18 protein-coding genes and 1 pseudogene are annotated in these 19366 nt (G+C 62.3%); 13 read left to right on the top strand and 6 right to left on the bottom strand.

All coding sequences use genetic code 11. The features are described 5' to 3' along the window. Positions 1–112: 112 nt before the first annotated feature. The 3 genes from D3242_RS26655 (at position 113) to D3242_RS26645 (ending at position 3143) form a co-directional block, all read left to right on the top strand. Entirely contained in the window at positions 113–1075 is a 963-nt protein-coding gene (locus tag D3242_RS26655; protein ID WP_064986323.1) for a GAF domain-containing protein, read from the top strand. 144 nt (positions 1076–1219) lie between these two features. Next, a complete protein-coding gene (gene adh / locus D3242_RS26650; RefSeq protein ID WP_019860147.1) occupies positions 1220–2737 on the top strand; it encodes an aldehyde dehydrogenase in 1518 nt (505 codons plus the stop codon). 67 nt (positions 2738–2804) lie between these two features. Further along, positions 2805–3143: a DUF779 domain-containing protein gene (locus D3242_RS26645; RefSeq protein ID WP_010914203.1), complete on the top strand. Its 339-nt coding sequence runs from the start codon at positions 2805–2807 to the stop codon at positions 3141–3143. Positions 3144–3359: 216 nt separating this feature from the next. Here D3242_RS26645 and D3242_RS26640 read toward each other — a convergent pair whose 3' ends face one another. The 4 genes from D3242_RS26640 to D3242_RS26625 all read right to left on the bottom strand — a co-directional run bounded on the left by D3242_RS26640 (position 3360) and on the right by D3242_RS26625 (position 7644). Further along, positions 3360–3725 carry a hypothetical protein gene (locus tag D3242_RS26640; RefSeq protein WP_147377492.1) on the bottom strand — a complete coding sequence of 122 codons (366 nt, stop codon included), beginning with the start codon at positions 3723–3725 and terminating at the stop codon, positions 3360–3362. Positions 3726–3878: 153 nt separating this feature from the next. Beyond that, entirely contained in the window at positions 3879–4952 is a 1074-nt protein-coding gene (locus D3242_RS26635) for an HD domain-containing phosphohydrolase (protein ID WP_064986319.1), read from the bottom strand. A 2-nt stretch (positions 4953–4954) separates the two neighbouring features. Further along, positions 4955–7144: an ATP-binding protein gene (locus tag D3242_RS26630; protein ID WP_064986318.1), complete on the bottom strand. Its 2190-nt coding sequence runs from the start codon at positions 7142–7144 to the stop codon at positions 4955–4957. Then, entirely contained in the window at positions 7141–7644 is a 504-nt protein-coding gene (locus D3242_RS26625) for a putative pterin-binding protein (RefSeq protein WP_064986495.1), read from the bottom strand. Before D3242_RS26625 ends, D3242_RS26630 begins: the two co-directional genes overlap by 4 nt. A gap of 228 nt (positions 7645–7872) precedes the next feature. On the opposite strand from D3242_RS26625, the gene D3242_RS26620 reads away from it, so the two are divergent. Further along, on the top strand, positions 7873–8388 hold the full coding sequence (locus D3242_RS26620) for a potassium channel family protein (RefSeq protein ID WP_223217877.1): 516 nt from the start codon (positions 7873–7875) through the stop codon (positions 8386–8388). 12 nt (positions 8389–8400) lie between these two features. On the opposite strand, the gene hemN is transcribed toward D3242_RS26620, so the two are convergent. After that, positions 8401–9750, bottom strand: coding sequence for an oxygen-independent coproporphyrinogen III oxidase (gene hemN, locus D3242_RS26615; protein ID WP_019860154.1), 1350 nt, complete (start codon positions 9748–9750; stop codon positions 8401–8403). Between the two features lie 156 nt (positions 9751–9906). Here hemN and D3242_RS26610 point away from each other — a divergent pair, with 156 nt between their 5' ends. Beyond that, positions 9907–10635 carry a Crp/Fnr family transcriptional regulator gene (locus D3242_RS26610; RefSeq protein ID WP_027047203.1) on the top strand — a complete coding sequence of 243 codons (729 nt, stop codon included), beginning with the start codon at positions 9907–9909 and terminating at the stop codon, positions 10633–10635. A 2-nt stretch (positions 10636–10637) separates the two neighbouring features. Here the strand turns inward: D3242_RS26610 and D3242_RS26605 are convergent, their stop codons facing one another. Beyond that, positions 10638–11048: a hemerythrin domain-containing protein gene (locus tag D3242_RS26605; protein ID WP_038652171.1), complete on the bottom strand. Its 411-nt coding sequence runs from the start codon at positions 11046–11048 to the stop codon at positions 10638–10640. Between the two features lie 242 nt (positions 11049–11290). Here D3242_RS26605 and ccoN point away from each other — a divergent pair, with 242 nt between their 5' ends. The 8 genes and pseudogenes from ccoN to ccoS form a co-directional block, all read left to right on the top strand. After that, the gene (ccoN, locus tag D3242_RS26600) at positions 11291–12901 is read left to right on the top strand and encodes a cytochrome-c oxidase, cbb3-type subunit I (RefSeq protein WP_019860158.1); all 1611 of its coding nucleotides are present in this window, start codon (positions 11291–11293) and stop codon (positions 12899–12901) included. A gap of 9 nt (positions 12902–12910) precedes the next feature. Next, positions 12911–13642 (top strand): cytochrome-c oxidase, cbb3-type subunit II, encoded by a 732-nt coding sequence (gene ccoO / locus D3242_RS26595; RefSeq protein WP_064986316.1) that lies wholly within the window; start codon positions 12911–12913, stop codon positions 13640–13642. A gap of 11 nt (positions 13643–13653) precedes the next feature. Continuing rightward, positions 13654–13803 (top strand): CcoQ/FixQ family Cbb3-type cytochrome c oxidase assembly chaperone, encoded by a 150-nt coding sequence (locus D3242_RS26590; RefSeq protein WP_064986314.1) that lies wholly within the window; start codon positions 13654–13656, stop codon positions 13801–13803. A gap of 2 nt (positions 13804–13805) precedes the next feature. Then, the gene (ccoP, locus tag D3242_RS26585) at positions 13806–14669 is read left to right on the top strand and encodes a cytochrome-c oxidase, cbb3-type subunit III (protein WP_019860164.1); all 864 of its coding nucleotides are present in this window, start codon (positions 13806–13808) and stop codon (positions 14667–14669) included. 210 nt (positions 14670–14879) lie between these two features. Beyond that, positions 14880–16439, top strand: a complete 1560-nt coding sequence (gene ccoG, locus D3242_RS26580; protein WP_064986312.1) for a cytochrome c oxidase accessory protein CcoG — start codon at positions 14880–14882, stop codon at positions 16437–16439. Further along, positions 16436–16933, top strand: a complete 498-nt coding sequence (locus tag D3242_RS26575; protein WP_064986310.1) for a FixH family protein — start codon at positions 16436–16438, stop codon at positions 16931–16933. Before ccoG ends, D3242_RS26575 begins: the two co-directional genes overlap by 4 nt. Continuing rightward, entirely contained in the window at positions 16930–19221 is a 2292-nt protein-coding gene (locus D3242_RS26570; RefSeq protein ID WP_064986309.1) for a cation-translocating P-type ATPase, read from the top strand. The genes D3242_RS26575 and D3242_RS26570 overlap by 4 nt, the downstream gene beginning before the upstream one ends. Beyond that, positions 19218–19358, top strand: a pseudogene (gene ccoS, locus D3242_RS26565) (cbb3-type cytochrome oxidase assembly protein CcoS); the annotation flags it as partial. The gene D3242_RS26570 and the pseudogene ccoS, both read left to right, overlap by 4 nt. Positions 19359–19366 lie beyond the last annotated feature (8 nt).

Here is a 19366-nt window from a genome sequence, read left to right as displayed (position 1 = left end):
GAAAGCCGAATCTGGTATGGCACCAGCGCGACCTTGTCTTGAAGCAGCGATGTTCCGGGAGCTGAAGGAAAGCCTGATTTAGTTGAAGGAAAGACTGGTCTTGGGAGGAAGCATGGGCGAGGACCTATCCGGTCATCATGCCGACCGCATTCAGGCCGCGATCGCTTCGGACGCGGCGGCGAAATCCGCGCTGGTCGCGTCCTGGCGACGGTCTTCCAATTTGCACCGGCTCGATCCAGCCGACTGCAGTTCCCCACGCTACCTCACGGAGACTGAGCTGGGGCAGGCCCGACAACGCATCGAACCACTCGTCCGGGCTGCCCAATCGAGTCTGGACCGGCTCTATCTTGCGGTGGGCGGCGTCGGGTGCTGTGTCCTCCTCGCCGATCGTGACGGCGTGCCGGTCGAACGGCGCGGCGCGCCCGTGGATGACGAAACGTTTCATTCCTGGGGTTTGTGGACTGGCTCCGTCTGGAACGAACAAAGCGAGGGCACCAACGGTATCGGCACCTGTCTGGTCGAACAGCGCGCGCTGACGATCCACCGCGACCAGCATTTCCATACGCGCAATACGGGGCTCAGCTGCACCACGGCTCCGATCTACGATCACCAGGGAGATCTGCTGGCAGCGCTTGATGTGTCTTCCTGCCGTGCTGACCTGACCGAAGCTTTTGCCAACCTTATTTCGCTGGCCGTTATCGACGCGGCGCGTCGGATCGAAGCAGAAAACTTCAAAATGGCATTCCCCAAGGCGCGCATTTTGCTGGCGCCGGTGGCCGACAAAGGCTCCGGCGCTCTAATCGCTGTAGATACCGACGATTTGGTGGTCGGCGCGACCCGGTCGGCTCGCCTTGCGCTTGGAATTACCCAGCAGTGCCTCGACAAGCCGATGCCCGCGGCCGATCTGCTCGGCTGGGCTGGCCCCGAAGTCTTTGCCGAGGCGGAGCGCGGTGTTCTGCAGCGAGCGCTCGCGCGGGCAGACGGAAATATCTCGGCCGCAGCCCAGGCGCTTGGCATCAGCCGCGCGACGCTTCACCGCAAGCTCAATCGCCTGGATGTACACAGGTCGCACTGACCAGTCGAAACCTCAAAGGACTGTCGCAATTCTGCGACACATCCCGCCCGCCCGCTGTCTCCGTGGCGGTGACATTGGCAGCATAAATCGCAAGTCTCTTCCGAAGCGTCGCATCCCGCGACGTCAGCTTTGGGAGGAAGACACATGAACAAGGTTGAATTCTCACGCCCGGTCAAGGCGCCTTTCGACAAGCGTTACGGCAATTTCATCGGCGGCAAATGGACCGAGCCTCGCTCCGGCCGCTACTTCGATAACCACTCCCCGGTGAACGGCCAGCTGCTGTGCGAGGTGGCGCGCTCGGATGCCCAGGACATCGAGGCGGCCCTGGATGCGGCCCATGCCGCCAAGGACGCGTGGGGACGCACCAGCGTGGCCGAGCGGTCGCTTATCCTCAACCGCATCGCCGACCGCATGGAGGAGAATCTCGATCTCCTCGCCTGCGCCGAAACCTGGGACAACGGCAAACCGATCCGGGAAACGACCGCGGCCGATCTGCCTCTGGCCATCGACCATTTCCGCTATTTCGCCGGCGCCGTGCGCGGCCAGGAAGGCAGCCTTTCGCAGATCGACGACGACACTGTCGCCTACCATTTCCACGAGCCGCTCGGCGTGGTCGGCCAGATCATTCCCTGGAACTTCCCGCTGCTGATGGCATGCTGGAAGCTTGCGCCCGCGCTTGCGGCCGGCAACTGCGTGGTGCTGAAGCCCGCCGAGCAGACACCGGCCGCCATCCTGCTCTGGGCCGATCTTATCGGCGATCTGCTGCCGCCAGGCGTGCTCAACATCGTCAACGGCTTCGGCCTTGAGGCCGGCAAGCCACTCGCGTCGTCGCCGCGCATCGCCAAGATCGCCTTTACCGGCGAGACCACGACGGGCCGGCTGATCATGCAGTATGCCAGCCAGAACCTCATCCCCGTCACACTGGAACTGGGCGGCAAGTCGCCCAACATCTTCTTCAAGGACGTTGTCGCCGAGGACGACGATTTCTTCGACAAGGCCATCGAAGGCTTCGTCATGTTCGCGCTGAACCAGGGTGAGGTCTGCACCTGCCCGAGCCGTGCGCTCATCCATGAATCGATCTACGACAGGTTCATGGAACGTGCCCTCAAGCGCGTCGAAGCGATCGTGCAGGGCGATCCGCTCGACCCGGCGACGATGATTGGCGCCCAGGCCTCGTCCGAGCAGCTGGAAAAGATCCTGTCCTACATCGACATCGGCCGCCAGGAAGGCGCCGAGGTGCTGACCGGCGGCGCTCGCAATGTTCTGCCTGGCGACCTGGCGGGCGGCTATTACGTCAAGCCGACCGTGTTCAGGGGCCACAACAAGATGCGCATCTTCCAGGAAGAGATTTTCGGACCGGTGGTTTCGGTCACGACCTTCAAGGACGACGACGAAGCGCTCAGCATTGCCAACGACACGCTCTACGGGCTCGGCGCCGGCGTCTGGACACGTGACGGCAACCGCGCCTATCGCTTCGGCCGCGCGATCCAGGCCGGCCGCGTCTGGACCAACTGCTACCACGCCTATCCCGCGCATGCGGCCTTCGGCGGTTACAAGCAGTCCGGCATCGGCCGCGAGACGCACAAGATGATGCTCGACCATTATCAGCAGACCAAGAACATGCTGGTCAGCTATAGCCCGAAGAAGCTCGGCTTCTTCTGATCGGCTCTTTGTCGCACAGGCGCGGCTCCGCGAGGGGCCGCGCCCAAGACTGGAGATCGGAAAGACCATGCACGCAAAGGTCACGGCGACGCCGGCCGCCCTCGAACTGATCGCGGAGATCGTTGCCGAACATGGGCCGGTGCTGTTCCACCAATCCGGCGGCTGCTGCGACGGCTCGTCGCCCATGTGCTATCCGCGCGCCGGCTTCATCGTCGGCGACCACGATGTACTGCTCGGCCACATCGAAGACGCGCCCTTCTACATCGGCGCTTCGCAATTCGAGGCCTGGAAGCACACCGATCTGATCATCGACGTGGTGCCTGGTCGCGGCGGCATGTTCTCGCTTGACAATGGTCGTGAGAAGCGATTCCTGACGCGGTCGACGATCTGCGCCGTTCAGATGTGATGTCGGTGCATCGGGCTGCTTCCCCTTTGCCTCGGTGAAAGGACGCACCAGAAAACAGACGCGTGGACAACCGACAGGCGGCAGGCGGCGCGTGCTTCGGTCCCCACATGCGCGGCTTCCCAGTCCGAACCCGCCACCTGCGACAGCAGCGGGCAAATCGACAACTCTCGGACGAAGACGGTGTTCGCCAAGCAGATCTGCGGGCTCGGTCGCGCCTTAAAGGCTTAGTATAGCCTTGGACAGTGCCAGGCGTACGTTCATCGCCGATGGATCGGCCGCCGCTACCGATGGCAGCGGATCCACCGCCATGACCTTGACCGCGTTTTCACTGTGCTCGGACAGAAACACGTTGCACCAGATCGCGTTGGCGGTGCCGTTGGCGCCTTGGAAGACGATATCGCGATTGGAAACTCCGAGCACCCTGAAGCCGAAAATCCTGGAACCGTCTTCGGCCCGCTTTTGGCTCCTCATGCCAATGGACTGCACGACGTCGAAGCCATGGGCGGCCAGCGCGCCAGTAACATAGGGAACGGCCCTGGCCAGCGTCATATGGATCATTGTGCTGATGCCGTTGGTAGACATGACGTCGCGTGTGCTCCCCCCTCGCCTCTCCGGAGCGTTTCGCACACAAACGACAGTCGGGCTTTGATCTGGCGCAAAGGCGTCGGATCAAGCAGCCGGCAAGGAGGGAACTGGCAGACCTGCGCCCCGGTTGCTGGACACCTGTATGCGACTTCAAGCCATGTAGCGCTTCTCGGCGGGATCGTCTGGATAGGCGGCTTTCACTTCGAGGATGTCCTTGGACGCCGCTAGCAGTGCCTGGACGCAGGCTGGGTCGAAATGGCGTTCGGATTGTTCCTTGATGTAGTCGAATGCCCGGCCGACAGGCCATGCGGCTTTGTAAGGACGCTCCGAGGTGAGGGCATCGAAGACATCGGCCACCGCGGCGATGCGTCCGACCTGCGGAATTGCCTCGCCCTTGAGACCGTTTGGATACCCATCCCCGTCCCAGCGCTCATGGTGCGATTCAGCGATCTCGGCGGCCAGTTTCAGCAGCGAGCATGTCGATCCGGAGAGGATGGCGCTGCCGATCAGTGTGTGTTCGTTCATCCGCTGTCGCTCGGCATCGCTGAGCTTCTGCTGTTTAAGGAGGATAGCATCGCGAATGCCCACCTTGCCGATGTCATGCATCGGTGCCGCGAGCTGGATGTCGCGGCATTGCTCGGGGGAAAATCCCAGCTGTTTCGCTAGCACGGCGCTGTAGTGCGCCATCCTGGTCGTGTGCATGGCGGTTTCCCGGTCCTTGTATCCGGCGGCGAGGGTCAAGCGATTTATGATCTCTTCCTCGCGGTGGCGCAGTTCGAGCGTGGCCTTTGCCACCTCGCTCCTCAGCCACTCCGCCCTGTGGGCAAGCTCCTTCTGCGCCTCGCACAGCCTCACCAGGTTTCTTGTGCGAGCCTTGAACTCCACGGGCTCGATCGGCTTGTGCAGAAATTCGATGGCGCCCGCATGGATGGCATCCATGCGCGTGCTGGCGTCGCCATCGGCCGTCACCATCACGAAGGGCGTGTCGGCGAACCGTCGGTCGCTGCGGATGTGTTCGATGAGCTCGATGCCGTTGATGCCTGGCATCTGGTAGTCGACGATGCCGAGGTCGAAGCTGATCGAAGGCAGATCGCGCAGCACATCCGCCGGCGCCGGATAGCTGGTGACAACACAGTTCGGGATCTGGCCGACCAGCATCTCCATCGGCATCCGGTTGGTGCGGTTGTCCTCGACGATCAATATGCCGATGCTTTCGTTGCTCATCACTACGCCGCCCTTCTGCCGTTTCGGTCGATCCGCGCAACTTCCTGCTCGATATCCTTGGTCAGCTTGACGTCGAGTGGTCGGCAGCGGCCCTCATCAGCCAAGGCCGCGAGTGACGTCAGGCCCAGATTGGCAGCGGCGCCCTTGAGCGAATGGAGCGTTCTGTCGGCGAGCGTCCGGTCGCTGCTCGACATTGCGCGATGCAGGTCGCGAAGCAGCGCGGCGGAGTCGTCCAGAAACGAATCCATCAATCTGTGGAATGCATCCTGTCCAAGAGTCTCGATCAATTCGCGCGTCCGCAGGTCCATGGGAGTTCCGCCGTCAGCGGCTTCATCGCCGCCCAGGCGGGGTATGACAGGCGCCATTCGGCCGGCGGCTCCGGCGAGCCCGTCAATCAGATGGCCGAGCCTCGCCATGGTGACCGGCTTGGCCTCGAACCCGTCCATGCCCGCCTCGATGCAGCGTCTGCGATCTTCATCGGACGCATTTGCCGTCATCGCAACGATCGGCACCCTGTTGCCCGCCGCCCTGATGGTACGGGTGGCCTCGATCCCATCCATGACCGGCATCTGCATGTCCATGAGGATCAGATCGAACTGCCATTCCGATGCCAGGCAAACGCCTTCGCGGCCATCTGCGGCCAGAACGGCGCGTTGGCCCAGCAATTCGAGAAACTGCTGCGCCACCTCGCGGTTCACCGCATTGTCCTCGACCACAAGGATGTTGAATGATGGCAGCACAACGGCGCGCGTCGTGGTGACGACGGGCGGATCGCTGCGCTTGGCCGGCACCTCGAACCAGAAGCAGCTCCCGACCCCTAGGCTGCTGTCGACCCCGATCGTGCCGCCGAGCCCCTCGACCACTTTCTTGCAGATGGCCAGCCCAAGGCCGGTACCCCCGAAGCGTCTGCTGATCGTGCCATCGACCTGGCTGAACGGCATGAACAGGCGATGGCGTGATTCCAGCGGGATTCCGATGCCGGTGTCGGACACCTGGAAGCGCAACCGCGCCCCATCTTCGCTTTCCGCCATGCTGAGACGTATCAGGCCATTCTCGGTGAATTTCACCGCATTGCTCAACAGATTGAGCAGCACGCGCCGCAGCCGGGTGGGATCGCCGACGTACCATCCGCCATGATGCGCGCAGCCATTCGATATCTCGATGCGATCGCGCTGCTCGTCCGCCCTGCCCTCCATGACCCTGGCGACGTCACGCAACATGGCCGGCGCGTCGAAGGGAACACTTTCGGCGGCGAAGTCGCCATGTTCGATCTTGGCGAAGTCGAGGATCTCATTGATGACCTCGAGCAGGGCTTGACCGGAGCTTGTGATGATACGCACACTCTCCATGTCGCGCGGCGCGAGTTGCGAAAGGGAGAGCAGTTCGGACATGCCGAGAATGGCATTGAGTGGAGTGCGGATCTCATGGCCGACGGTGGCCATGAATTCGGACTTGGCGCGGTTGCCAACCTCGGCCGCACGGTACGCCATCGACAATTCGTCCGCCGTCGCCTCAAGCTGACGGCTGGTGACCTGAACGATGCGCAACTGGCGCATGAGATTCAGGATCAGCAGTCCGATCGAGCAGCCCAGCGCCAGGACGACCAGCGCCGACAGCTGCTGCAGCCGCATCACCTCGTCGCGGGCATCGGCGCGTGAGGCCGAAACCGAGGCGTTGGTGTAGCTGAGCAGGCCTTCCGTGACCTTCAGCAGGCGAACAAGGGTATCCGAGGCGCCGATCAAGGTCGCATGCTCGACCGCTCCGTCGGCGGCTATGCGGTCGAAGACGGATTCAAGTCCGACGACGAGACCCCGCACCTGCATACGCACGCCTCGGAAGGTTTCGTTGGTTTCAAAGAAGGAGGCATATTTTGAATTGTCGAGGATCGAGAGCCGCGAATAAAGGATGTCATAGCGCAGATTGAGCGCCCTGACCTCCTCGGCGCTGACGGCGCTTTTGCTGGTCAGCCGGTCTATCGCCTGCGCGAGGCTCCGGCTTTCCCTATCCAGCTGGTAGACCGCCCACAAGGCGTCCTCGCGAATGCTATCCTGCAGTGTGTTCTGCCTAGCGGCCAGATGGGCGAAGGCGCCCCCAAGCGCAAGCATCAGCCCCACGGAGACCGCGATCAGGTATCGCGTCGCCTTCCCGGCCCGCCGAACGGCCTCCCGGCTCTCGATCAGCTTGGGTTTCAATCGACGACCTCGATTTCCTTGATCTGCCACACCGAACGCGAGAAGTATTTCTCGTTGTAGAGTTCGTGGTTCTTGTCGAACGGGTAGATCATGAAGAGGGGCCCCTTGTCGCGAACCGACATCGGCTTGCCGTTCATCTTGAGTGCAAGGATCGTCTCATAGTCGGTGGCATCCTCGACCGGAACGTCGGCCGCGTAGTCGTTGAGGGCTTTGACCCGCAGCGTCTTGCCATGGGCGCCGGCGGCATCGAGGACGGCCTTCAGATATGGCCCATCGAACTCGGTGGCGCCCTCGGTCCAGGGGGTTTCCATGATCGCCCGCCTGCCGGCAAGTGCCTGCAGCATGGCAATGTCAAAGGTCGCGGTGTTTCCAGCGTTGGTGTTGTCGATGTGACCGGTGACCGTCAGGACGACATCGCCCCTGGGTGCTCCAAGCGTGGCGCACATGGCATTGGAGAGAGGCAGTGCGCCCAGCAGCGCCGCCACGATCAGGATTTTCATCGGATAGCCTTTCGGAAGCCGACGCGCTTGGCGCGGCGGCGAAACAGGGCGCATTGCCGGCGCCGCAGTCATGCGTGAAGAGCGCAACCGCCGGCCTCAAACCGGCACGGACGGGGCGGCATCATGCCTTCGCCTGGCGGCGATCGTCCGAGATATCGATGTACCTTAGCAGATGACTGATTGTAATTCGGTAAAGTCGACCGCGAAATATTTGCGCAATGCCGGATCTTGGCCGGCGCCCCAGAAGAAGGCCGCCTCCATCGGTTTGATCTTGCACAATGCAAAGCGCCGCTGCGCCGCTACGATCAGCATATGGTCATAAATCTGTTCGCCGGCACGATCGTCATCAGCCTGACGGTCCTCATCCACACCTTCGGCCTCATCGCGATCACCCACGCCATGGCGCACCTCGTGGCTCGCTTCCGCATGCATGGCCGGCGCAGCCGAGTGATTGCGATGATCAGCGTCGTCATGGGGCTCTTTGCCGTCATCACGGCCGAGGTGTGGCTGTGGGCCGGCGTATATCTTGAACTCGGCGTCTTGCCTGACTTCGAGACCGCGCTTTATTTTTCCACCATCACCTTTTCGACGGTCGGATATGGGGACGTGGTTCCCGCCCATGGCTGGCGCGTCCTGGCGGCGCTCGAGGGCGTGAACGGGTTTCTCCTGATCGGCTGGTCGACCGCTTATCTGATCGCGGCGGGAACGCGTATCGGCCCGTTCAGGGTCGGCGAGCACTTCTGACCGGACAGGCGCTCAGACCGCCACTGAATGCCTGGCCGTGCCGGCTTCGAGGTACTTGTCGAACTTCGCTGCCACCGTCCTGACAAGCGGGCGGCTGTCCTTCGGCACGACGAAGTTTTCGCCGTCGAGCCGAAGCAGCAGGTCGCCGCCGCTGATCGCAAGTCGACTTGCTAGGGCCAGGAGTCGCTGGCCGACGTCGCCGAAGCGTTCGACCAGTTCGATGGCCGAGAAGGCGAAATGGCACATCAGACGCTCGATGATCCAGCCTCTCGCCAGATCGTCGACGCTGAGCTCGATGCCGCGCGCCACTGCCAGCTGTCCGGAATCCACGGCCTTCTCGTATGCGCCGGTTGCGACGATGTTCTGGGCGTAGCCCTGGCGGTACCGGCTGATCGCGGACGGCCCGAGCCCGATCAGCGTCTCGCAATTGTCCTCTGTATAGCCCTGGAAATTGCGACGTATCTTGCCGGTGCGAGCCGAGATGGCGAGCGTATCGTCCGGCTTGGCGAAATGGTCCAGGCCCAGGGCCTCGTATCCGGCGTCCACGATCAGCCGGGCGGCGAGCTGCGATTGCGCCAACCGTCCGGCAGAATCGGGGAGCCATGCTTCGTCGATCATGGTCTGATGTTTCTTGAACCAGGGAACATGTGCATAGCCGAACAGCGCTAGCCTGTCGGGCTGCAACGTCAACGCCTGGGCGACGGTCCGGGCAACACTCTCAAGGGTCTGGTGCGGCAGTCCGTAGAGCAGGTCGAGGTTCACCGAATTCACGCCACGCGCCCGCACGGCGTCCACTACGCTCTTGGTCAGCAGGAAGCTTTGCTCGCGATTGATGGCTTGCTGCACCTTGGGATCGAAATCCTGAACGCCGAGGCTCGCTCTCGTCATGCCGATCGCGCAGAGGGCGTCGAGCCGGGCCTCATCCATGTCGCTGGGATCGATTTCGACACTGAGGCTGGCATCGTCGAGCACATCGAAACGATCACGCAGCGCTTTTCCCAGCGACAGGATGTCCTCGGGCTTCAGCATCGTCGGCGAGCCGCCGCCGAAATGGATGGCGCGCACCCGGCCCTTGCCGCGCACGAGGCTGCCAATCGTCTCGATCTCTCTATGCAAGGAGTGTAGAAAATTTGCCACCGGCTGATAGTGCCGGGTCTGCTTGGTGTGGCATGCGCAGAACCAGCACAGCTTGTCGCAGTAGGGAATATGCAGATAGAGCGATATCTCGTCATGGCTTTCGAGCGCTTCGAGCCAAGTCCGACAGACAGTCGCATCAACCCCCGGGTGGAAATGAGGCGCCGTCGGATAGCTCGTGTAGCGCGGTACATTTTCGCCAAGCCTGGCGGCCACTTCCGGTTGCATGTCGCTTTCCCTGTGTTTGCAAGGTCAGGCAATGGCCGCAATCGCGCGCCAATGCCTTGATTTCGGTCAAAGCCTTTGCACCGGACAAACTGTCACAAGGCTTTTTCAATGGCCGACACTTATCTTGCCGATACCCAGGGCCATGGGACGATCGTGATGACAGTGCGTCAAGATGTTCATAGCGCCGGCATTCCCGTGCTTTGCCAATCATGCGAGGCGCGGCATCGCGGCGTCTGCGGTGCGCTCGACGCCGATCAATTGGTCGGGCTCGCCAAGATTTCGTCAAAGCACACCATTGAACCGGGCGTGGAACTGATTGGCGACGCCGAGACCGTCGACAGCTATTCCAACGTGCTTTCCGGCGTGGTGAAGCTGACGAAAAGCCTTTCGGACGGTCGCCAACAGATTGTCGGGCTTCAGTTTGCTCCCGATTTTCTGGGGCGGCCATTCAAGGTGGAAAGCGCTATCAACGCCGAAGCGGCAACGGCCGTCTCCCTGTGCTCGTTTCCAAGAGCGTCCATCGAGAGAATGATGAGGGAATCGCCAGAGCTCGAGCATCGCCTGCTCAAGCAGACATTGAACGAGCTTGACGAAGCACGCGACTGGATGGTGACGCTGGGACGCAAGACGGCCGCCGAAAAAGTGGCGAGCTTCCTCCTGATGATTGCCAGAAACATCGATCCCACGCTCGATCCGGCCACCAACGCGACGAGCTTCGAGCTGCCGCTCACACGCGCCGACATCGCCGATTTCCTCGGCCTGACGATCGAGACGGTGAGCCGCCAGTTGACCCGGCTGCGGACAGATGGGCTAATCCGGACCGAGAACAATCGACATGTAACGGTGACCAGCCTTACCCGCTTGGCCGGCCGCTCTGGCGCCTGACCTCAATCAGCGATCCCGATCATCGGCAGCACGTGCTCGCGTTCAAACGCGATGTGCCGGCGCAAGTTCTCGAACAGGCCGCGCAACATGAACCCGATGGCTTCGGGATTCTCGACTGTCTCGCCATGTCCGATGGCCAGCAGGATTTCAGTCACCTCACCGGCAAAGCATTCGTCTTCCACATGCTCGGCCCGCAATCGTCGGGTCGAGGCAAGGTTCGCCTCGCTGCCGACCACCGCCTCCTCGTAAGCCGGAAAAATGATCGCCTCTTCGTACTGATGGATACTGCGCAGAAGCGGCACGATCGAGTTGGCTGTGCTGAGGCATATCATCCGATCAACACCCGGCAGAGCGTCCGCGATTTTTTCCAAAGCATCGCAAAGGCGGAGTTTCTCGTCATGCGCACGCCGCATCACAGCGGTCGGGACGGCCTCCCGCCCGGCCAGCGTGGAGATGTCCCGGTAGTTTTCAAACAGCGACGATCCTCGCACTTTCTCCGAATTCAATGTCAGCCTCCGGTCTTTCACAAGGCTTACGCTGCCCAATGATAACGCGGTGGGCTTTGACATGGATCAAGGCGCCGGCAACCCGGCTGAGGAATTGGTGCTGATGCGGATTGTTTTCCGCGCACGGAATCCGAGGTCGGGGACATGTCATGAAATTCGGCACTGAAACTGTGGCTCTAAGCCTGTTTGCATTCGCGGCCCTGGTGGCCGCCGGCTTTGGCGTGGATGAGCCTTTCCGCCAGCATATGTGGGTGCTGTTCATCGTGCTGCTGGGCTTTATCGCTATTCTTCTGCGCAAGACCAGTTTCGCGCCGGCAGCGCGGATCGATCCGTCCGCCTATATGGATGGGCCGATCCGCTACGGCGCCATCGCCACCATGTTCTGGGGCGTGGTCGGCATGCTCGTCGGCGTGGTCATCGCGCTGCAGCTTGCCTACCCGGATCTCAACATCCAGCCCTGGTTCAATTTTGGGCGCTTGCGGCCGCTGCACACATCCGGCGTCGTTTTTGCCTTCGGCGGCAACGCTCTGCTTTGCACGTCAATGTATGTGGTGCAGCGCACCTGCCGCGCCCGGCTTTTCGGCGGCAATCTCGCCTGGTTCGTGTTCTGGGGCTACCAGCTTTTCATCGTCATGGCGGCCACCGGCTATCTGCTCGGCATTACCGAATCCCGCGAATACGCCGAGCCTGAATGGTATGTCGACATCTGGCTGACCATCGTCTGGGTCGCCTATCTCCTCCTGTTCCTCGGCACGATCCTGAAGCGCAAGGAACCGCATATCTACGTCGCCAACTGGTTCTACCTGTCGTTCATCGTGACCATCGCGATGCTGCATGTGGTCAACAACCTGTCGATGCCGGCCTCCTTCCTGGGCTCGAAGAGTTATTCCGCATTTTCCGGTGTCCAGGATGCGCTGACGCAATGGTGGTATGGCCACAATGCGGTCGGCTTCTTCCTGACGGCCGGCTTCCTCGGCATGATGTATTACTTCGTGCCCAAGCAGGCCAACCGGCCGGTCTACTCCTATCGCCTTTCGATCATCCACTTCTGGGCGCTGATCTTCCTCTATATCTGGGCTGGCCCGCATCATCTCCACTATACCGCCCTGCCCGATTGGGCGCAGACGCTCGGCATGGTGTTCTCGATCATGCTCTGGATGCCGTCATGGGGCGGGATGATCAACGGCCTGATGACGCTGTCCGGTGCCTGGGACAAGATCCGCACCGATCCGATCATCCGCATGATGGTGATCGCCATCGCCTTCTACGGCATGTCGACCTTCGAAGGCCCGATGATGTCGATCAAGTCGGTCAACTCGCTCAGCCACTACACCGACTGGACCATCGGCCACGTTCATTCCGGCGCACTCGGCTGGGTCGGCATGATCTCGTTCGGCGCGATCTATTACATGGTGCCGAAGCTGTGGAACCGTGAACGCCTCTACTCGCTGCGCCTCGTGACCTGGCACTTCTGGCTGGCGACACTCGGCATCGTCGTCTACGCCGCGGTCATGTGGGTTTCCGGCATCATGCAGGGCCTGATGTGGCGCGAATACGACGAGCAGGGCTTCCTGGTCTACTCCTTCGCCGAAACCGTCGCCGCCATGCATCCCTATTACGTCATGCGCGCCATCGGCGGAGCCATGTACCTGTCCGGCGCCCTGATCATGGCCTGGAACATCACCATGACGATCCTCGGCCACCAGCGCCAGGAGCAACCGTTGCCGGGCTCCGTTCCCGCTCTACAGCCTGCACAATAGGAGCCAGAAATGGGCTTGATGGACAGACACGCGATCATCGAGAAGAACGCCACGCTTCTTCTCGTTGGTTCCCTTCTGGTGGTGACGGTCGGCGGCATCGTCGAGATCGCCCCGCTCTTCTATCTCGACAATACGATCGAGAAGGTCGAAGGCATGCGGCCTTACTCGCCGCTCGAACTCGCCGGCCGCAATATCTATGTGCGTGAGGGCTGCTACCTCTGCCACAGCCAGATGATCAGGCCATTCCGGGACGAGGTCGAGCGCTATGGTCATTACAGCCTGGCGGCCGAGTCGATGTACGATCACCCGTTCCAATGGGGATCAAAGCGAACCGGGCCGGATCTGGCCCGGGTCGGCGACCGCTACTCGAACACGTGGCATGTGCAGCATCTGTCCGATCCGCGATCGGTGGTGCCGGAATCGATCATGCCGGGCTATGCCTTTCTCAAGGACAAGCCGATCGAGGTGAAGGACTTCTCGACGCATCTGGTTGCGAACAGGCGCGTTGGCGTCCCCTACTCCGACGACATGATCGCGAACGCCAACGCCGATTTGACGGCGCAGGCCGATCCCAACGCCGACATATCCGGCCTCTTGGCCCGCTATCCGAAAGCGAAGGTCGGCGATCTCGACGGCAATCCGCAGCAGGTCACCGAGATGGACGCGCTTGTCGCCTATCTGCAGATGCTCGGCACGCTGGTCGATTTCAAACACTACGACGAAGCCGCCGGTTACCGCTGAGGAGTACGACCATGGACTACAATCTGATGCGGGAATTCGCTGACAGTTGGGGCTTGCTGGCGATGGCGCTCTTTTTTGTCGGATGCATTGCCTTCGCACTTCGACCAGGCGCCCGCAGCCAGGCCGATGAAGCCGCCCGAATTCCCCTCAAGGATGACTGATCATGAGCACAGAGCATATCGACGACGTGTCGGGCATCTCGACGACCGGCCATGAATGGGATGGCATCAGGGAACTCAACAACCCTCTTCCCAGGTGGTGGGTGATAACCTTCTACATCACCATCGCCTGGGCTATCGGCTACACCATCGCCTATCCGGCATGGCCGATGCTGTCCTCCGCGACGAGTGGGCTGCTTGGCTATTCGAGCCGAAATGACGTCAAGAACGAGCTGGCGGCGGCCGAACTTGCGAAGGGCAAGTATGTCGCGGCAATTCAATCGAAGACCGTGTCCGAGATTGCCGCCGACGATGCCCTCCGTGAATTCGCGGTCGCGGCCGGCGGAGCCACATTCAAGGTCAATTGCGTTCAGTGTCATGGCTCGGGCGCACAGGGGTCCAAGGGCTTTCCCAACCTGAATGACGACGACTGGCTGTGGGGCGGCAAGGCCGACCAGATCCAGCAGACGATCACGCACGGCATCCGCTTCGCGTCCGACCCGGACACACGCATCTCCGAGATGCCGGGCTTTGGCGACATCATCACGCCCGAGCAAATCACACAGGTCAGCGCCTACGTGGCGAGCCTCTCCGGCAAGGTCCAGGACGCAAGTCTGATCGAGCCCGGCGCCAAGGTCTTCGCGGAAAACTGCGTGGCCTGTCATGGCGCCAACGCGAAAGGCAACAGGGAGTTCGGCGCCCCCGATCTGACCGATGCCATCTGGCTCTACGGGTCCGGCGAGGCAGCCATCGCCGCCCAGGTGCGCGCGCCGAAACACGGCGTGATGCCAGCCTGGATTGACCGTCTCGGCGAGACCAAGGTCAAGGAGCTCGCAGTCTACGTACATTCGCTTGGCGGCGGAGAATAGCGACGGGGGCCTATTCTCCTGCCCTCTCCGTCCAGGCGACGAGGCCCGGCCCTGCCGGGCCTCGACTGTATTCTAGTCCCGGGATTGACCTGCATCAACGCGGCGCGATCCAACCGGAGGCAAAGTCCGGTCGACGCTGCATTTCGCGCTGCCACGCATCGATAGGGCGACCGCCTGGCGAAATCACAAGCTGCATGACGGGAGAGACCGGTGCTGGACAATACGCAGGTAGAACGGCTCGAAGCAGAGGCGGTCAACTCCGCCAAAGTGCGCCAGCCATTGTATGCTGCGCGCAAGAAGGTTTTCCCCAAGCGTGCATCGGGCAGCTTTCGCCGGTTCAAATGGCTCGTGATGGCGATCACGCTCGGCATTTACTACCTGACGCCGTGGTTGCGATGGGATCGCGGTCCGTTCGCCCCGGACCAGGCCGTGCTGCTCGATGTCGCCAACCGGCGCTTCTACTTCTTCTTCATCGAAATATGGCCGCAGGAATTCTACTATGTGGCCGGCCTCCTGGTCATGGCCGGCGTCGGCCTCTTCCTGATCACCTCGACGGTCGGGCGCGCCTGGTGCGGCTATACGTGCCCGCAGACCGTTTGGGTCGATCTATTTCTGGTCGTCGAGCGCGCCATCGAGGGCGACCGCAACGCTCGCATGAAGCTCGATGCCGGCCCCTGGACCGCCCGCAAGCTCGTGCTGCGGGTCTCGAAACACGCCATCTGGCTGGTCATAGGCGCGGCCACCGGCGGCGCCTGGATCTTCTATTTCGCCGATGCGCCAACGCTGGCCGGCGAAATCTTCACCGGCACGGCGGCTCCCGTCGCCTACATCACCATCGCCGTACTGACGGCGACGACCTATACGTTCGGCGGGCTGATGCGCGAGCAGGTCTGCACCTATATGTGCCCGTGGCCGCGCATCCAGGCGGCCATGCTCGACGAGAACTCCCTCACCGTCACCTACAATGACTGGCGCGGGGAGCCGCGCTCGCGCCACGCCAAGAAGGTGATCGCCGCGGGGCAGCCTGTCGGCGACTGCGTCGACTGCAATGCCTGCGTCGCGGTTTGCCCGATGGGGATCGACATCCGCGACGGCCAGCAACTCGAATGCATCACCTGCGCGCTCTGCATCGACGCTTGCGACGGCGTCATGGACAAGCTCGGCAGGGAGCATGGGTTGATCTCCTACGCGACGCTCTCCGACTACAACGCCAACATGATGCTGGCGACCGCCGGGGGCTCGGGTTCAGTCAATCCGTCGCTGGTCCGAACCGCTGACGGCCTGTTCTCCGACAAGGTGGCCCATTTCCACATTCGCAAGATCTTTCGGCCGCGCACCTACGTCTACATGGGCCTGTGGTCGCTGATCGGCCTTGGGCTGCTGTATTCGCTGCTGACGCGCGACCGGCTCGAAGTGAACGTGCTGCACGACCGCAATCCGCAGTTCGTCACTCTTTCCGACGGTTCCATCCGCAATGGCTACACCGTCAAGCTGCTCAACATGATCCCCGAGCCCAGGACGATCGTCGTCACCCTTCAGGGCCTGGAAGGAGCAGAGATGAGCGTGGTCGGCATCGATCACCCGGCAGGCCGCTCCGTTCCCATCTCGGTCGAACCCGACCGGCTGAAGATGCTGAAGGTTTTCGTACGTCAGCCGGCAGGCCAGATCCAGGGCACGGCACAGACCTTCAAGTTCCGGGCCGAGGACAAGGCGAGCTTCGAGTCGGACGAATACACCGCCACCTTCAACGCACCGGAGATCGCCAGATGACCGCCAAGGCGCAAAAGTCCCGCGAATTCACCGGCAGGCACATGCTGGCCATCGTCCTTGCCTTCTTCGGCGTGGTCATCGCGGTCAATCTGACCATGGCGACGCTCGCCAGCACGAGTTGGACCGGCCTGGTGGTCGAGAACACCTATGTGGCGAGCCAGCAATTCAACAAGAAAGCCGAGGAGGGGCGCGCGCAGGCGGCCCTCGGCTGGACCGGCAAACTGGCCATCGCAGCGGGCGAGGTTCGCTACAGCCTTACCGATGCCGGAGGTAAGCCGGTCGCCTTGCATGGCGTCAAGGTGCTGTTTCGCCATCCCGCCTATGAGAAGGAGGATAAGGCCATCACGCTCACCCTCGCCTCGGGTCAGGACTTCGCCGCGCAGCATACGCCGAAGGATGGTGTCTGGATCGTCGAAGTCGACGCCGATGCCGGTCTGGACAAAGCCTATCGTGACGTCCGCAGGATCATGATTTCCCATGGGGCGATGAAATGAGCTGTTGTGCACCTGGCGCTGAAATGACGCTGGATCTGGCGGGCGCCACATCGGTTCTGCCGTCCAGCCAGGAGATCAGGCTGGCAAGCCGATCGATCGGCGACAACCTTTGCCAGACTGATCTTTCGGTACCCACGGTCCACTGCGCGGCCTGCATCCAGACGATCGAGACGGCACTGGGAAAGCTCGATCGCGTCGAGAGCGCTCGCGTCAACCTGTCGACCAAACGGGTCTCGGTCCAGTGGCATGGCGACGAGGCTCCGCCATTTTTCGCAACGCTCGGGCGGCTGGGCTACCAAGCGCATCTCTTCGATCCGGAGACCGGCAACAAGGACAAGACGCTTTCGGAGCTGATCCGGGCGGTCGCGGTCGCGGGTTTTGCCGCCGGCAACATCATGCTGCTGTCGGTCTCGGTCTGGTCCGGCGCCGAAGGCGCGACCCGCGACCTGTTCCACTGGGTCTCGGCGCTGATCGCCATCCCGGCATTGGCTTTTGCCGGCGGCATCTATTTCCGCTCGGCCTGGAATGCATTGCGCCACGGGCGCATGAACATGGACGTCCCGATTGCGGTCGGCGTGTCACTTGCCTACGCCATGAGCCTCTACGAAACCGTCAACCATGGCGACCACGCCTATTTTGATGCTTCCGTTTCGCTGCTGTTCTTCCTCCTGATCGGCCGCACGCTTGACCACGTCATGCGCGAACGGGCGCGCACCGCAGTGAATGGCCTGTCGCGGCTCGCGGCTCGCGGCGCCGTCGTGCTGCGCGGTGATGGCGTGCGCGATTACCTGCCGGTCGGCGAGATCGAACCGGGCATGGCGCTGCACATCGCCGCCGGCGAGCGAATTCCGGTCGACGGCAATATCCTCAGCGGTATTTCGGATATCGATTGTTCACTGGTATCCGGGGAAAGCACGCCCCGGACCGTGGGAGCGGGAGGCCAGGTTCAGGCAGGCACGCTCAATCTCACCGGCCCGCTGACCATGCAGGCGGCGGCCGCGGCGAAGGATTCTTTCCTGGCCGAAATGGTCCGGCTCATGGAAGCCGCGGAGGGCGGCCGCTCGCAGTATCGCAGGATCGCCGACCGGGTCTCGGCGCTCTACGCTCCGGTGGTCCATCTCGCTGCCTTGCTGACGTTCCTTGGATGGATGGTCGCTTCGGGCGACTGGCATCTGGCAATGACGATCGCGATTGCCGTTCTCATCATCACTTGCCCATGCGCGCTCGGCCTGGCCGTGCCGATCGTGCAGGTCGTCGCGGCGCGACGTCTTTTCGAGGCCGGCGTCATGGTCAAGGACGGTTCGGCCATGGAACGACTGGCGGCGATCGATACGGTGCTGTTCGACAAGACCGGGACCCTCACGCTCGGACGGCCAAGGCTGATCAATGGGCCATCCATCGACCCGGCCATGCTGGCGATCGCGGCCGACATGGCCTCGCATTCGCGCCATCCATTCTCGAAGGCCATAGCCGGTTTCGCGGGCTCTTCCAGTCAACCCGGTCTCCAGTCCGTCAGCGAGCACCCCGGCTTCGGAATGGAAGCCGTCACCGAAGGCAACACCTGGCGCCTCGGCCGGCGCGGATGGGCTGGATGGAAGGCGCGGACCGGCGGCGAAGGCAAATATGGCGGCTATGGCGGGACGGTGCTTTCGAAGAACGGGATGATCGTTGCCACCTTTGCCTTCGAAGACGCAGCGCGCGCCGACGCCAAGGCCGCGGTCGGGCAACTGCAGGATGCCGGAATGTCGGTCCAGATGTTGTCCGGCGACACCGCCAATGCCTGTCGCGACGTCGCCAAGACCTTGGGGATCGAGGACTTCGTTCCAGCCCTGCTCCCGTCCGGCAAGGTCGAGTGGATCGAGGCGCTGTCGAGGGAAGGCCACAAGGTCCTGATGGTGGGCGACGGACTCAACGATACTCCGGCGCTCGGCGCGGCGCATGTCTCGATGGCCCCGGCCACCGCGGCCGATGTCGGTCGCAATGCCGCCGATTTCGTCTTCCTGCGCGAAAGCCTACTGGCGGTGCCCTTGGCATTGGATATCTCGCGAAAGGCAGGCCGGCTCATTCGACAGAACATCGCCATTGCCATTGTCTACAACGCGTTCGCCGTGCCGATCGCCATATCGGGGCACGTGACGCCGCTCATCGCGGCGATTGCGATGTCCGCCTCGTCGCTGCTGGTGATCGGAAACGCCATGCGGCTGCAAGGTTTCGCGAAAAGCTCATCGCCTGAAAACACTTCGCGCAACCGGCGCGAACGCCCCGGCCTGTCGGTCCAACACCCATGACGACACTCGTCTATCTCATCCCCGTGGCGCTCTTCCTCGGGGCGCTTGGACTGAGCGGCTTTCTGTGGGCCCTGAGAAGCGGCCAGTATGAGGATCTTGATGGAGCGGCGGAGCGCATTCTCATCGATGGGGATGAGCCGCCGAG

This window comes from Mesorhizobium jarvisii (genome assembly GCF_003601985.1).
Lineage (GTDB): Bacteria > Pseudomonadota > Alphaproteobacteria > Rhizobiales > Rhizobiaceae > Mesorhizobium > Mesorhizobium jarvisii.
This window is presented reverse-complemented; position numbering and strand designations above follow the sequence as displayed.

Bases quoted from the DNA above. Each gene is read 5' to 3' on its own strand.
- D3242_RS26655 (WP_064986323.1), top strand. From the start codon at position 113: ATGGGCGAGGACCTATCCGGTCATCATGCCGACCGCATTCAGGCCGCG.
- adh (WP_019860147.1), top strand. From the start codon at position 1,220: ATGAACAAGGTTGAATTCTCACGCCCGGTCAAGGCGCCTTTCGACAAG.
- D3242_RS26645 (WP_010914203.1), top strand. From the start codon at position 2,805: ATGCACGCAAAGGTCACGGCGACGCCGGCCGCCCTCGAACTGATCGCG.
- D3242_RS26640 (WP_147377492.1), bottom strand. From the start codon at position 3,725: ATGTCTACCAACGGCATCAGCACAATGATCCATATGACGCTGGCCAGG.
- D3242_RS26635 (WP_064986319.1), bottom strand. From the start codon at position 4,952: ATGAGCAACGAAAGCATCGGCATATTGATCGTCGAGGACAACCGCACC.
- D3242_RS26625 (WP_064986495.1), bottom strand. From the start codon at position 7,644: ATGAAAATCCTGATCGTGGCGGCGCTGCTGGGCGCACTGCCTCTCTCC.
- hemN (WP_019860154.1), bottom strand. From the start codon at position 9,750: ATGCAACCGGAAGTGGCCGCCAGGCTTGGCGAAAATGTACCGCGCTAC.
- D3242_RS26610 (WP_027047203.1), top strand. From the start codon at position 9,907: ATGACAGTGCGTCAAGATGTTCATAGCGCCGGCATTCCCGTGCTTTGC.
- D3242_RS26605 (WP_038652171.1), bottom strand. From the start codon at position 11,048: ATGCGGCGTGCGCATGACGAGAAACTCCGCCTTTGCGATGCTTTGGAA.
- ccoN (WP_019860158.1), top strand. From the start codon at position 11,291: ATGAAATTCGGCACTGAAACTGTGGCTCTAAGCCTGTTTGCATTCGCG.
- ccoO (WP_064986316.1), top strand. From the start codon at position 12,911: ATGGGCTTGATGGACAGACACGCGATCATCGAGAAGAACGCCACGCTT.
- D3242_RS26590 (WP_064986314.1), top strand. From the start codon at position 13,654: ATGGACTACAATCTGATGCGGGAATTCGCTGACAGTTGGGGCTTGCTG.
- ccoP (WP_019860164.1), top strand. From the start codon at position 13,806: ATGAGCACAGAGCATATCGACGACGTGTCGGGCATCTCGACGACCGGC.
- D3242_RS26575 (WP_064986310.1), top strand. From the start codon at position 16,436: ATGACCGCCAAGGCGCAAAAGTCCCGCGAATTCACCGGCAGGCACATG.
- D3242_RS26570 (WP_064986309.1), top strand. From the start codon at position 16,930: ATGAGCTGTTGTGCACCTGGCGCTGAAATGACGCTGGATCTGGCGGGC.